Source organism: Streptomyces sp. NPDC044921, from assembly GCF_056432865.1.
This window is the reverse complement of sequence record NZ_JBWKIF010000001.1, coordinates 377,895-390,597: the sequence shown is the minus strand read 5'-3', so window position 1 is coordinate 390,597 and position 12,703 is coordinate 377,895. Positions and strand designations below refer to the sequence as shown.

General features: G+C 72.0%; 16 protein-coding genes. 8 read left to right on the top strand and 8 right to left on the bottom strand.

The features are described from left to right. Positions 1 to 64 precede the first annotated feature (64 nt). The 6 genes from AC07DA_RS01905 (at position 65) to AC07DA_RS01880 (ending at position 4,919) form a co-directional block, all read left to right on the top strand. Positions 65 to 1,144 carry an energy-coupling factor ABC transporter permease gene (locus tag AC07DA_RS01905; RefSeq protein ID WP_479123592.1) on the top strand — a complete coding sequence of 360 codons (1,080 nt, stop codon included), beginning with the start codon at positions 65 to 67 and terminating at the stop codon, positions 1,142 to 1,144. 1 nt (position 1,145) lies between these two features. Next, positions 1,146 to 1,907, top strand: coding sequence for a cobalt ECF transporter T component CbiQ (gene cbiQ, locus AC07DA_RS01900; RefSeq protein WP_479123590.1), 762 nt, complete (start codon positions 1,146 to 1,148; stop codon positions 1,905 to 1,907). Continuing rightward, positions 1,895 to 2,662: an energy-coupling factor ABC transporter ATP-binding protein gene (locus tag AC07DA_RS01895; RefSeq protein WP_479123588.1), complete on the top strand. Its 768-nt coding sequence runs from the start codon at positions 1,895 to 1,897 to the stop codon at positions 2,660 to 2,662. Before cbiQ ends, AC07DA_RS01895 begins: the two co-directional genes overlap by 13 nt. Positions 2,663 to 2,672: 10 nt before the next feature. Next, positions 2,673 to 3,134, top strand: a complete 462-nt coding sequence (locus tag AC07DA_RS01890; RefSeq protein WP_479123586.1) for a MarR family winged helix-turn-helix transcriptional regulator — start codon at positions 2,673 to 2,675, stop codon at positions 3,132 to 3,134. A gap of 116 nt (positions 3,135 to 3,250) precedes the next feature. Further along, positions 3,251 to 3,706 (top strand): organic hydroperoxide resistance protein, encoded by a 456-nt coding sequence (locus AC07DA_RS01885; protein ID WP_479123584.1) that lies wholly within the window; start codon positions 3,251 to 3,253, stop codon positions 3,704 to 3,706. Positions 3,707 to 3,743: 37 nt separating this feature from the next. Continuing rightward, positions 3,744 to 4,919 carry a serine hydrolase domain-containing protein gene (locus AC07DA_RS01880; protein ID WP_479123582.1) on the top strand — a complete coding sequence of 392 codons (1,176 nt, stop codon included), beginning with the start codon at positions 3,744 to 3,746 and terminating at the stop codon, positions 4,917 to 4,919. Between the two features lie 16 nt (positions 4,920 to 4,935). Here the strand turns inward: AC07DA_RS01880 and AC07DA_RS01875 are convergent, their stop codons facing one another. The 4 genes from AC07DA_RS01875 to AC07DA_RS01860 all read right to left on the bottom strand — a co-directional run bounded on the left by AC07DA_RS01875 (position 4,936) and on the right by AC07DA_RS01860 (position 6,870). Beyond that, on the bottom strand, positions 4,936 to 5,211 hold the full coding sequence (locus AC07DA_RS01875) for a DUF1876 domain-containing protein (protein ID WP_479123580.1): 276 nt from the start codon (positions 5,209 to 5,211) through the stop codon (positions 4,936 to 4,938). A 72-nt stretch (positions 5,212 to 5,283) separates the two neighbouring features. After that, entirely contained in the window at positions 5,284 to 6,129 is an 846-nt protein-coding gene (locus AC07DA_RS01870) for an EamA family transporter (protein WP_479123578.1), read from the bottom strand. Further along, the gene (locus AC07DA_RS01865) at positions 6,126 to 6,641 is read right to left on the bottom strand and encodes a YbaK/EbsC family protein (protein WP_479123576.1); all 516 of its coding nucleotides are present in this window, start codon (positions 6,639 to 6,641) and stop codon (positions 6,126 to 6,128) included. Before AC07DA_RS01865 ends, AC07DA_RS01870 begins: the two co-directional genes overlap by 4 nt. 43 nt (positions 6,642 to 6,684) lie before the next feature. Then, the gene (locus AC07DA_RS01860; RefSeq protein ID WP_384866262.1) at positions 6,685 to 6,870 is read right to left on the bottom strand and encodes a hypothetical protein; all 186 of its coding nucleotides are present in this window, start codon (positions 6,868 to 6,870) and stop codon (positions 6,685 to 6,687) included. Positions 6,871 to 6,959: 89 nt separating this feature from the next. Between AC07DA_RS01860 and AC07DA_RS01855 the strand changes: the two genes are divergently transcribed. Further along, positions 6,960 to 8,096: a glutathione-independent formaldehyde dehydrogenase gene (locus AC07DA_RS01855; RefSeq protein WP_479123574.1), complete on the top strand. Its 1,137-nt coding sequence runs from the start codon at positions 6,960 to 6,962 to the stop codon at positions 8,094 to 8,096. Between the two features lie 12 nt (positions 8,097 to 8,108). Here AC07DA_RS01855 and AC07DA_RS01850 read toward each other — a convergent pair whose 3' ends face one another. Beyond that, complete coding sequence (locus AC07DA_RS01850; protein WP_309093717.1) at positions 8,109 to 8,294, bottom strand: DUF397 domain-containing protein; 186 nt, start codon at positions 8,292 to 8,294, stop codon at positions 8,109 to 8,111. Beyond that, complete coding sequence (locus AC07DA_RS01845) at positions 8,291 to 9,136, bottom strand: helix-turn-helix domain-containing protein (protein WP_479123572.1); 846 nt, start codon at positions 9,134 to 9,136, stop codon at positions 8,291 to 8,293. The genes AC07DA_RS01850 and AC07DA_RS01845 overlap by 4 nt, the downstream gene beginning before the upstream one ends. A gap of 137 nt (positions 9,137 to 9,273) precedes the next feature. On the opposite strand from AC07DA_RS01845, the gene AC07DA_RS01840 reads away from it, so the two are divergent. Further along, on the top strand, positions 9,274 to 9,675 hold the full coding sequence (locus tag AC07DA_RS01840; protein ID WP_365095131.1) for an ATP-binding protein: 402 nt from the start codon (positions 9,274 to 9,276) through the stop codon (positions 9,673 to 9,675). Positions 9,676 to 9,736: 61 nt separating this feature from the next. On the opposite strand, the gene AC07DA_RS01835 is transcribed toward AC07DA_RS01840, so the two are convergent. Both AC07DA_RS01835 and AC07DA_RS01830 read right to left on the bottom strand, forming a co-directional pair. Further along, positions 9,737 to 11,944 (bottom strand): MMPL family transporter, encoded by a 2,208-nt coding sequence (locus AC07DA_RS01835; protein WP_479123570.1) that lies wholly within the window; start codon positions 11,942 to 11,944, stop codon positions 9,737 to 9,739. Positions 11,945 to 12,041: 97 nt separating this feature from the next. Beyond that, a complete protein-coding gene (locus AC07DA_RS01830) occupies positions 12,042 to 12,644 on the bottom strand; it encodes a TetR/AcrR family transcriptional regulator (RefSeq protein ID WP_479123569.1) in 603 nt (200 codons plus the stop codon). Between the last annotated feature and the right edge of the window lie 59 nt (positions 12,645 to 12,703).

Here is a 12,703-nt window from a genome sequence, read left to right as displayed (position 1 = left end):
CGGATGAGATAAAACGAGCCGCACGCTCTTGCACATCGTTCGCATCAAGCCACATCATCGAACGGTGCATGTACCTGACGGATTCATCAACGCCCCCACCTCCGCCGCGACCGGCGTGATCGCCGCGGGCGCCGTCGCCGTGAGCCTGCGCGGGGCCCGCCGCGAGCTCGACGAGCGCACGGCCCCGCTGGCCGGTCTCGTCGCGGCGTTCATCTTCGCGGTGCAGATGCTGAACTTCCCCGTCGCGGCGGGGACCAGCGGCCATCTGCTCGGCGGCGCGCTGGCCGCGATCCTCGTGGGTCCCTGCACGGGCATCCTGTGTGTCTCCGTCGTGCTGCTCATGCAGGGCGTCCTCTTCGCGGACGGCGGCCTGACGGCGCTCGGCGTCAACATCACCAACATGGGCATCGTCACCGTGGTGGTGGCCTACGCGCTGTTCCGCGGTCTGGTGAAGGTGCTGCCGCGCACCCGCCGCTCGGTCACCGCCGCCTCGTTCGTCGCCGCGCTGGTCTCCGTCCCGGCCGCCGCCCTGGCGTTCACGCTGATGTACGCGGTCGGCGGCACCACCGACGTCTCGATCGGCAAGGTCGCCACCGCCATGGTCGGCGTGCACGTCCTCATCGGCATCGGCGAGGCCGTGATCACCGCGCTGACGGTGGGTGCCGTCATCGCCGTTCGGCCGGACCTGGTGCACGGGGCGCGCGGGCTGGAGCAGAGGCTGAAGCTGCGGGTGAACGGCGAACTCGTCGACGCTCCGGCCGCCGGGCCCGCCCCCGTCGCCGCCCGCACCTCCCGGCGCACCCTGTGGATCGCCGGCCTGGTCACCTCGCTGGTCCTCGCCGGGTTCGTCAGCTTCTACGCCTCCGCCGACCCGGACGGCCTGGAGAAGGTCGCCGCCGACCACGGCATCGACAGGAAGGCCGAGGAGCACGACGTCGCGGACTCCCCGCTCGCCGACTACGGCGTCAAGGACGTCGACGACGCGCGCCTGTCCGGCGGTCTGGCCGGCGTCATCGGCGTGGGCGTGACGGTGGTCGCCGGCACGGGCGTGTTCTGGGCGGTGCGCCGCCGCCGCACGGCGGACGCCTCGCCCGCCTCCGTGGAGCAGCCCGCCGCGGAGCAGCCCGCCGGGAAGAACGTCTGACGTGGGTGCCGGGCACGCGCACAAGCTCTACCGGCACGGGCACTCGCCCGTGCACGGCCTGCCCCCGCACACCAAGCTCGCCGCCGTGTTCGCCTTCGTGGTGGTCGTGGTGTCGACCCCGCGGGAGGCGATGTGGGCGTTCGGCCTCTACGCCGTCCTGCTGGGGGTCGTGGCGTGCGTCGCGCGCGTGCCCGCCGCCTTCCTGCTGAGGCGGCTGCTGATCGAGGTGCCGTTCGTGGCGTTCGCGGTGCTCATGCCGTTCGTGGCGGAGGGCGAGCGGGTCGAGGTGCTCGGGCTGTCCCTGAGCGTGAACGGCCTGTGGGGCGCCTGGAACGTCCTCGCCAAGGGCACGCTCGGCGTGGCCGCGTCCGTCCTGCTCGCCGCCACCACCGAGCTGCGCGAGCTGCTCCTCGGCCTGCAGCGGCTCAGGCTCCCGCCGCTGCTCGTGCAGATCGCCTCCTTCATGATCCGCTACGGCGACGTCATCGCCGACGAGATGCGGCGCATGCGGATCGCCCGGGAGTCGCGCGGCTTCGAGGCGAGCGGCGTGCGGCACTGGGGCGTGCTCGCCAAGTCGGCGGGCGCGCTGTTCATCCGTTCCTACGAGCGCGGCGAGCGCGTGCACCTGGCCATGGTCAGCCGCGGGTACGCCGGTTCCATGCCGGTCATCGACGAGGTGACCGCGTCCCGGACGCAGTGGTCGTACGCACTGGCCCTCCCGGGCGCGGCGCTCGCGGTCTGTCTGCTGGGATGGACCCTGTGACTGCTTCCCTGGAGGTCTCGGGCCTCGCCTTCGCCTACCCCGACGGGCACCAGGCCCTCTTCGGGGTCGACTTCTCGATCGCACGCGGTGAGCGGGTCGCCCTGCTCGGGCCGAACGGCGCCGGCAAGACGACCCTCGTGCTGCACCTGAACGGCATCCTCACCGGCGGCGCCGGCACGGTGAGGGTCGCCGGGCTGCCGGTGGACAAGCGGAACATGGCCGAGGTCAGGCGCCGGGTCGGCATCGTCTTCCAGGACCCGGACGACCAGCTGTTCATGCCGACGGTCCGCGAGGACGTGGCGTTCGGGCCGGCGGCGGCCGGGATGAAGGGCCCGGAGCTGGAACAGCGGGTGGACCGGGCGCTGGAGCGGGTCGGCATGGCGGCGTTCAAGGACCGGCCGCCGCACCACCTCTCCTTCGGGCAGCGCCGCCGGGTGGCCGTCGCGACCGTGCTGGCGATGGAGCCGGAGATCCTCGTGCTGGACGAGCCCTCCTCCAACCTCGACCCGGCCTCCCGCCGCGAACTGGCCGACATCCTGCGCTCCCTGGACGTGACCGTGCTGATGGTCACGCACGACCTCCCCTACGCGCTGGAGCTGTGCCCGCGCGCGCTGGTGCTCAGCGAGGGCGTGATCGCGGCGGACGGCCCGACCCGCGAGCTGCTCTCCGACGAGGAGCTGATGCGGGCCCACCGCCTGGAGCTGCCGTTCGGTTTCGATCCGCGCTCGGTGCCGGCCGCGCCGGCCCGTCCGTGACAATGGGCGCGTGACGAACGAGGAGAGCGACGGATCGCTGCTGCTGGACCAGCAGCTGTGCTTCGCGCTGTACGCCGCCCAGCGCGCGGTGACGGCCGCCTACCGGCCGCTCCTCGACGACCTCGGCCTCACCTATCCCCAGTACCTGGTGCTGCTCGTGCTGTGGGAACGCGGGGAGACGTCGGTGAAGGAACTGGCCGCGGCCCTGCGTCTCGACTACGGCACGGTGTCGCCGCTGCTGAAGCGGCGGGAGTCGGCGGGCCTGGTACGGCGTGAGCGGTCGGTGCGGGACGAGCGGTCGGTGCGCGTGGCGGTGACCGGGCGCGGTGCGGGACTGAGGGAGCGCGCGGCCGGGGTGCCCGGGGCGCTGCTCGCGGCGACGGGGCTCGACGCGGCCCGGGTCGCGCGGCTGCGCACGGAGCTGGGCCTGCTGGCGGAACGGGCCGACGCGGCGGCGGACCGGGCCCGCTGATCCCGGGTTACCCCCGGTTTCCACCCCCTGGGAACCACCCCCGAGTTACCGGTCAGTACCTTGTGCACGATGTACTTGCGCGCAGCTGTTCCGGCTGTTCCCGGGGAAGGCCCACCATGACCGAAGCCACCGCCGCCGTCGCCGGGGACACCCGGCCCACGAAGATCGTGTACGTCGCCGAGGCCACCGCCCACGGCGGCCGCGAGGGCTATGTCACCAGCCACGACGGCCGGCTCGACCTCAAGGTCGCGCTGCCCCCGCAGCTCGGCGGCGACGGCGACGGCACCAACCCCGAACAGCTCTTCGCGGCCGGTTACAGCTCCTGCTTCCACAACGCCCTGATCCTCGTCGGCAACCGCGAGGGCTACGACCTCACCGGCTCCACGGTCTCCGCGAAGGTCGGCATCGGCCCCAACACGCAGCGCGGCTACGGCCTCGCGGTCGCCCTCAGCGTCTCCCTGCCGGTCGTCGACGCCGCGCTCGCGACCCGGCTGGTGGACGCGGCGCACGAGGTCTGCCCGTACTCGAACGCCACCCGCGGGAACATCGACGTGACGATCCTGCTTGGGTGAAGGGGAGCGAACCGGCGCGACGAGGAGGAGTACGGGCGTGGACGTGCACGGCACAGTGGCCGAGGGCTTCGAGCCGGTCAGGGAAGCGTTCGCGCGGAACTTCGCGTCCCTCGGGGAGCGGGGAGCCGCCGTCTCGGTCCTCCGGGACGGGCGCCCGGTCGTCGACCTGTGGGCCGGCACGAAGGACGTCGACGGCACCGCCCCCTGGGAGCGGGGCACCGCCCAGGTGGTGCGCTCGGCGACCAAGGGCGTCGCGGCGGCCGTCCTCCTGCTGCTGCACCAGCGCGGGCTGCTGGACCTGGACGCGCCGGTGGGGCACTACTGGCCGGAGTTCAAGGCCCGTGGCAAGGAGCGGGTGCTGGTCCGGCACGTGCTGAACCACCGGGCCGGCCTCCCGGTCCTGGACCGGCCCCTCACCCCCGAGCAGGCTCTCGATCCACTGCGCGGCCCGGAGGCCGTCGCCGCGCAGGCCCCGGTGTGGGAGCCGGGCACCGACCACGGCTACCACGCGCTGACCTACGGCTGGCTGGTCGACGAACTGGTGCGGCGCGTGACCGGGCAGGGCGCCGGCGAGTGGCTCGCCGCGCAGATCACCGGCCCGCTGGGCCTGGACCTGTGGCTGGGCCTGCCAGAGGCGCAGGCCGGGCGGGCCGGCCGCGTGGGCCGCGTCGAGGGTCCCGAGCCGGTGGGCGGGCTGCGCGCCCGCCCCAAGCGCTCGGTCACCGAGGCCTACCGCGATCCGGAGTCCCTCACCCGGCGCGCCTTCGCCGCCATCACGCCCTTCCCGGAGCAGAACGACCTCGCCTACCTGGCGACCGCCCTGCCCGCGACGAACGCCGTCGCGACGGCGGACGGGCTGGCCCGCTTCTACGCGGCGCTGATCGGGGACACCGCCGGCGGCGCCCGCCTGTTCACGCCCCAGACGGTGGAGCTGGCCCGGGGCGAGGAGTCCGCGGGTCCCGACCGGGTCCTGGTGGTCGGTACCCGCTTCGGCCTCGGCTACATGCTGCACGGCACCGCCTCCCCCTTCCTCGCCCCGGGCTCCTTCGGCCACCCGGGCCGCGGCGGCGCCCTCGGCTTCGCCGACCCGGAGACGGGGATCGCCTTCGGCTACGTCACCAACGGCTTCCGCAAGACGGTGACGGCGGACCCGCGGGCGCAGGCGCTGGTGCGGGCGGTGCGCCACGTACTGAACGGGCGGACGTCCCCGTGAGGGGCGTCGTCGCGCCCTAGACGTGGATCGGGTGGGAGGTCCGTCCGGACGCCTGGTCGATCTCCTCGTGCGCCTTGGTCAGCAACTGCATGGCGAGCTCGTTCAGGGCCCGGGCCCCCGCGATCTCCTCCCCGACGCGGGGCTGGTTCACGTCGGACCGGTGCCGGCTGGCGTGCCCGTGCGCCCGCACCTCGGTGCCGTCGGGCAGGCGGACCATCGCGGCCGCGCGCGTGTGCTGGTCGTCCTCCATGAACTCCAGCTCGACGTGCCATCCCGTCGTGGTGTGCATCATGCGGATCACCTCCGGAACCTCTAGTTCCAGAGTGCTCCTCCCCCCTGCCGGACGCACCCGTCCCGACCGGGCCTACCCGGTGCGCAGCATCAGCCCGATCCCGACGACGAGCAGCCCGGCGGCCGCGATCCTGGGCGCTGCCAACCGCTCCTTGAAGAACACCGCCCCGATCGCCGCTCCCACGATGATGGACGACTCGCGCAGGGCCGCGACGGGTGCGAGGTCCGCCCGGGTCTGGGCCCACAGGACGAGCGCGTAGGCGGCGACGGACAGTGCCGCGCCGAGCAGGCCGAGCGCGGCGAAGGGCCGCAGGACCGCCGCGGTCCGACCGCGCCACCGGCACAGGGCGTACACCGGGAGCACCGCCCCCTGCACCGCCATCAGCCAGGCGATGTACCCGAGGGAGGACCCGGAGGCGCGCACGCCCAGTCCGTCGACGACGGTGTAGGCCGCGATCGTCAGCCCGGTCGCCAGGGCCGCGCCGATCGCCGCCCGGTCGGGCCGGTGCCCGCGCAGCCCCCACAGGGCGACGCCGGTCAGGCCCGCGCAGGACACGGCGATGCCGGCGGCGGCCCAGCCGTCGGGCACCTCGTCGGCGAGCAGGGCGGCGAGCACGGTCACGACCAGGGGCGCGGTGCCACGCGCGATGGGGTAGGCCTGGCCGAAGTCCCCGAGCCGGAAGGACCTCATCAGCAGCGCGTAGTAGGCGATGTGGATGGCCGCGGAGCCCAGCAGGTACGGCCACGCCGCGGCCGCCGGGAACGCCGCGAACGGCGCGAGGGCCAGCCCGATCACCAGTCCGCCGCCCGAGATGAGCGCGAACCCGGCCAGCTTGTCGGTGATCCGGTGGGCGAGGGCGTTCCAGGTGGCGTGGGTCACGGCGGCCAGCAGGACGGCGGCGGTGACCAGTGGGGTCACGAGGTGCGCTCGCGCACGTCCACGAACGTGCCGCCGGCGTGGGCGACGAGCTCCCGCGGCGCCATGGGGAAGACGGTGTACGGCGTGCCGGCGGCGGCCCAGACGACGTCGTGGGCGAGCAGCGAGCGGTCGGCGAGCACCCGGGTCCTGGTCCGGTGCCCGAAGGGCGGCACGCCGCCGATGGCGTACCCGGTGGTCTCCCGCACGGCCTCGGCCCTGGCCCGGGTGACCCGCTGCGCCCCGAACTCCCGGCGCACGAGGTCGACGTCCACGCGGGAGGCCCCGTCCATGAGGACGAGCACGGGCACCCCGTCCGCCGCGAAGATCAGCGACTTGCAGATCTGGCTCAGCTCGCACCCGAGCGCGGCGGCGGCCTCGGCGGCGGTGCGGGTGGCCTCGGGGAAGCGGCGGACCCGGCCGACGAGCTCGTCGAGTCCGGCCTCGCGCAGGGCCCGGGCGAACCGGGGGTGGGCCCCGGAGCTCTCGGCGTCGGTGGCGGCTGTCGTCGTCATGCGGGCACGCTAGCGGTGCGTGTAGGGACCACGCGAGCCGGTTTCAGGCGGCGCCGTCCTCCGCGGGGACGTCCGCGAACTCCCACCACGCCAGGGGCAGCCAGTCACCGTCGACGAAGCCGTCGACGGATCCGCCGGTGCCCCGGATGGCCACGCGGGTCCCCACCGGGTAGGTCTGGCCGGACAGTCCGGAGACCGCGACGAGCAGTGTGCCGATACGTCGTGACAAGGCCGTAGATCCTTTCTTCTCTTGGTGCAAATCGTCTCATCATGCACCAGCCTGGTATATGAGCTACGGCACAGATGGAGGTGCTTGCGATGAGGGCTGTCGTGTACAAGGGCCCCTTCGAGGTAGCGGTGGAGCAAGTGGAGGATCCCCGGATCCAGCACCCCAACGACGTGATCGTCCGGGTCACGTCGACCGCGATCTGCGGCTCGGACCTGCACATGTACGAGGGCCGCACCGCCGCGGAGCCGGGCATCGTGTTCGGCCACGAGAACCTCGGCGTCATCGAGGAGACGGGAGAGGGGGTCACCTCGCTCAGCCGCGGCGACCGGGTGGTCATGCCGTTCAACGTGGCCTGCGGATTCTGCAAGAACTGCACGGCGGGGCTCACGGGCTTCTGCCTGACCGTGAACCCGGGTTTCGCCGGCGGCGCCTACGGCTATGTCGCGATGGGGCCCTACACGGGAGGGCAGGCGGAGTACGTGCGCGTCCCGTACGCCGACTTCAACTGCCTGAAACTCCCGGAGGGCACCGAGAAAGAGACCGACTTCGTCCTGCTCGCCGACATCTTCCCGACCGGTTACCACGGCAACGAGCTGGCCGACGTGCGCCCCGGGGAGAGCGTCGCCGTGTACGGCGGCGGTCCGGTCGGGCTGATGGCCGCCTACTCCGCGATGCTGCGCGGCGCGAGCAAGGTGTTCGTGGTCGACCGGGTGGCAGAGCGCCTGCAGAAGGCGGAGGAGATCGGCGCCGTGCCGGTCGACTTCACGCAGGGCAACCCGGCGGAGCAGATCAAGGAGCACACCGACGGCCAGGGCACGGACAAGGGCATCGACGCCGTCGGCTACCAGGCCCAGGGCGAGGACCGCGAGGAACCGGCGGTCGTGCTCAACTCGCTGGTCGAGACGGTCCGGCCGACGGGTGCGCTCGGGGTACCCGGCCTGTACGTCCCGAGCGACCCGGGCGGACCGGACGACCAGGCCAAGAAGGGCATGCTGATGGTCTCCGTGGGGCGCCTGTTCGAGAAGGGCCTGCGCATGGGCACCGGCCAGTGCAACGTCAAGCGGTACAACCGGCAGCTGCGCGACATGATCATCGAGGGTCGTGCGACCCCGAGCTTCGTCGTCTCCCATGAACTGCCCCTGGAGGAGGCCCCGTCGGCGTACGAGAAGTTCGACAAGCGGGTCGAGGGCTACACCAAGGTGGTCCTCCACCCACAGGCGGCGTAGGAGGCCCGGCTGTCACTCGGCGACGTACGCGAGGAACGACTCCCACGTGGCGGGGACTACCGTCACGTGGGGAGTCCCCGGGGTCTTGGAGTCGCGGACGTGGATCACGGCGGGGGTGTGGGCGACCTCGACGCAGTCGCCCGGCTCATTGCTGCTGCTGTAGCTGCTCTTGAACCAGTGCAGTTCCGGCGTGCTCATAGTCTCCCCAGCAATTCCTCGATGAAGGTCTGTGACTCCCGCGGCGAGAGAGCCTGCGCCCGGATCATGCCATAGCGCAGCTCAAGGACCCGCAGATCGCGAGGGCTTGAGACCGGACGGCCGTTGAACGCGCCCTCGGAACGCCCGATGGCCGTGCCGTCGGTGAACTTCAGCACTTCGATCAGGCCGGGTACTCCAGCGTGCTCCTCTCGATCGGTCGGCATGACCTGGAGCGACACGTTCCGCAACTTGGCCACCTCCAGCAGGTGTTCGAGCTGTCGGCGCAACACCATCTTGCCCCCGAGTGGCCGTTCGAGCGTCACCTGTTCCTGGACAAAACTGAGATGTGGAGCCGGGTCACGCTCGAAGACTGACTTGCGGGCCAGACGTGCCGCACTCTCCCGTTCGATCACGTCGGCAGAAAGAGCAGGTTGCCGCATCTCGTAGAGCGCCTTGGTGTACTCCGGCGTCTGCAGCAGCCCGTGGATGTTGTGATTGCTGTAGAGCAGCATCTCCACCGCCCGCCCCTCCAGCTCCGCCAGTTCCCGCACCTTCTTCGGATACCGGGCCCGCTCCATGTCCTTCGTGAACGCCCTCAGATGCCCCTGGGCGTTCAGCACCCGGTCCGCCCTGTCCAGGTACTCCGGCCGGGGAATCCGCGCCCCCCGTTCCATCTTGCGGATCATGTCCTCGCCGTAGCCGAGCATGTCGCCCAGCTCGGTGACCCGCAGGCCCGCCGCCTCCCGGCACACCTTCAGCAGCTTGCCCACCGCCTGGACCAGCGGCTCGATCTCGTCGCCCGGCTCGACATCCCAGCCGGCCTCGTCGACAGCCTCGTTCATGCCCCACCTCCATCGCGCAGCCGTACCCGTACAACGACCGGGACAGCCGGGACAGCACGAGACAAGCTCGGGACAACAGCGGTACGCCCACCCGCAGTCGCCGGTCACGGCGCCCGGACTCGGCCACGCTGAGTCACATGGACCAGGAGACCACCATCCGCAACCTCAGCCTTCTGCTCTCCCCGACGCCCCGGGGCGCGCGGCTCGCCCGGCTCCTCGCCGTGGAGCAACTGCGCTCGTGGGACGTGCCGTCGGACCCTGCCGAGCAGATCGTCGCCGAGCTCGCGGCCAATGCCGCCACCCATGGCCGCGTGCCCGGCCGGGACTTCCGGCTGACGCTCTACGTCGTCGGCGGCACCCTCCGCATCGAGGTCACCGACACGCGCGGCGACCTGCTTCCCCACGCCACCCGGCCGGCCCCGGACGCCACCACGGGCCGGGGCCTCCTCGTCGTGGCCGCCCTCGCCGGCCGCTGGGGCGTGACACCGGGGCCGCACCCGCGCAAGACGGTGTGGGCCGAAGTCGAGGTGCCCGGGTGAAAGGCCGGTGAGGACGCACCGTCCCACAGTGCGCCCTCACCGGCTAGTTTCTGACGAGCTGTCAGACGCGGACCAGTTGCCTGTCACCGTCGTCGTCGCCGGAGGCGGCGCGCAGGCCCTCGCCCTCGACGTCGACGTTCGGCAGGGCGCGGTCGAGCCACCGGGGCAGCCACCAGGCCGTGCGGCCGAGGAGGGCCAGGACGGCCGGGACGATGGCCATGCGCACGACGAACGCGTCGAAGAAGACCGCGATCGCGAGGCCGAAGCCGATCATCTTGACCATCGACTCGGAGGAGCCGATGAAGCCGGCGAAGACGGCGATCATGATGACCGCGGCGGCGCTGACGACCCGTGCGCCGTGCCGGAAGCCGGTCACGACGGCCTGGGCCGGCTTCTCGCCGTGGACGTAGGCCTCCCGCATGCGGGTCACGAGGAACACCTCGTAGTCCATGGCCAGTCCGAAGACCACGCCGACCATGAAGATCGGCATCATCGACATGACCGGCCCGGTCTGCTCGACGCCCATGAGGCCGGCCAGCCAGCCCCACTGGAAGACCGCGACGACCGCGCCGAGCGCCGCCATCACCGACAGCAGGAAGCCGAGGGCCGCCTTCAGCGGGACGAGGATCGAGCGGAACACCACGATCAGCAGCAGGAAGGCCAGGCCGACGACCAGGACCAGGTAGGGCACGAGCGCGTCGTTGAGCTTCTGGCTGACGTCGATGTTCATGGCCGTGCTGCCGGTGACCAGGACGTTCGCGCCGGTGTCGGCCCTGACGTCCGTGCCCGTGTCCCGGATGCCGTGCACCAGGTCCTCGGTGCTGACGGAGGACGGCTTGGAGGCGGGGACGACCGTGATGGTGGCGGTGTCACCGGCCTTGTTCGGCGCGGGCGGCGTCACCGTGACGACGTCCTTCAGGCCCTTGATCTCGTCGCCGACCGCGGTGAAGGCGGCCTTCGGGTCGTCGCTGTCCTTGGCGTCGACCACGACCATCAGCGGGCCGTTGAAGCCCGGCCCGAAGCCCTCGGACAGCAGGTCGTAGGCGCGGCGCTGGGTGGTGGAGGTGGGCTGGGAGCCGTCGTCGGGCAGGCCCAGTTCCAGGCTCGCGGCCGGGACCGCGGCCGCGCCCAGGCCGATCACCCCGAGCAGCAGGACCGCGACCGGGCGGCGGACCACGAAGCTCGCCCAGCGGCTGCCCAGGTTCGGCTTGGCCGGCCCGTCCTGCGCCTTGGCCCGGCCGAACAGCCGGCCCTTCTCCCCGGCCGGCCTGACCTTGCGGCCGGCGTATCCGAGCAGCGCGGGGATCATGGTGAGGGCGATCAGCACGGCGACGGCCACGGTGCCCGCCGCCGCGACGCCCATCTTCGTCAGCATCGGGATGTTGACGACGGACAGGCCCACCAGGGCGATCACCACGGTCAGTCCCGCGAAGACCACGGCGGAGCCCGCCGTGCCGACGGCCCGGCCCGCCGCCTCCTCGCGCTCGCGGCCCTCGGCCAGCTCGGCGCGGTAGCGGGAGACGATGAACAGCGCGTAGTCGATGCCGACCGCGAGGCCGATCATCATGGCGAGGGTGGAGGTGGTGGTGCCCAGGTCCAGGGCGCTCGCCAGGGCGGTGATGGCGGAGACGCCGATGCCCACGCCGATGAGCGCCGTCAGCAGCGGCAGCCCGGCCGCGACCAGCGAGCCGAAGGTGATGACGAGGACGACCGCGGCGACCGCGATGCCGATGATCTCGCTGGATCCGGTGTGCGGCACGGCCTGCAGCGCGTCACCGCCGATCTCGACGGTCAGCCCGGCCTCGCGCGCGTCCTGCGCGGAGTCCTCCAGGGCGTCCTTGGAGGCGTCGTCGAGCTCCATGCCGGAGACCTTGTACGACACCTGCGCGTAGGCGATCGTGCCGTCCTTGCTGACGGCCTTGGCCTGGTACGGGTCGGTGACGCGGGCGACCTCGGAGCCGTCGGACAGCTCCTTGACGGTCTCGCGCACCGTCGCCTTGTTGCCCGGGTCGGTCATCTTCTCGCCGCTCGGCGCCTTGAAGACGACGCGTGCGGTGGCGCCGTCGGCGCTCGTGCCGGGGAAGCGCTGTTCCAGCAGGTCGAAGGCCTTCTGCGCCTCGGTGCCGGGGATGGAGAACGAGCTGTTGCCCGCGGCGGGGGCACCGGCCGCGCCGACTCCGGCGAGGGTCAGCAGGGCCACCCATATCAGGGCGACGAAGTGCCGCCGCCGGAACGAGAGCCGGCCGAGTTTGTAGAGGAATGTGGCCACGAGGGCGTACTCCCGGTCAGGTCGTGAGGGTCTTCAGGGCAGGGGTGATCAGCCCGACGACGTGAGCGGTGACGTCAGGTGGAGGGCAGCTGGGGGACTAGCCGGTGGTGGGGACGCCGAGGGCGGGGAGGACCACGGCGTCGATGTACGAGGTGAGGAACGCCTGGGTGGGCGGCTGATCGTCGATCAGCGTGCGCGTGGCGAAGGCGCCGACGAGCATGTGCACGATGTAGTCCAGCGCCGGCCGGCCGGCCTGGACCTCGCCGCGGTCGACGGCCCGTTGCACCACCCGGCGGAACTCCTCCATCTCGGGCTCGATGAGCAGTTCCTTGAACGCCTGGAGGAGGTCCGGGTTGCCGTGCACCGCCATGAACAGGCCCCGCATCAGCGCGGCGTTCTGCTGCATGGCGCAGTCGTCCTCACGAGCGGTGAGGGCGTGCAGGTCGCCGCGCAGGGTTCCCGTGTCGACGTCGGCGATGCTGCCCGGCTTGTTGTGCCGGATCGCCTTGGCCACCAGCTCGGGCTTGCCGCCCCACTGGCGGTAGAGCGTGGCCTTGCTGGACCGGGTGCGAGCGGCCACGGCGTCCATGGTGAGGGCGTCGTAGCCGACTTCACGGAGCAGGTCGAGCACGGCCGCGTACAGCTCGGCCTCGCGCTCGGGGGTGATCCGACTGCGACGCGCGGTGGCGACCTCAGCCATCCGACTCACCTTCCTGTTCCGAACGACACGGTTTCGTACACCACGACGATAGCGCACCC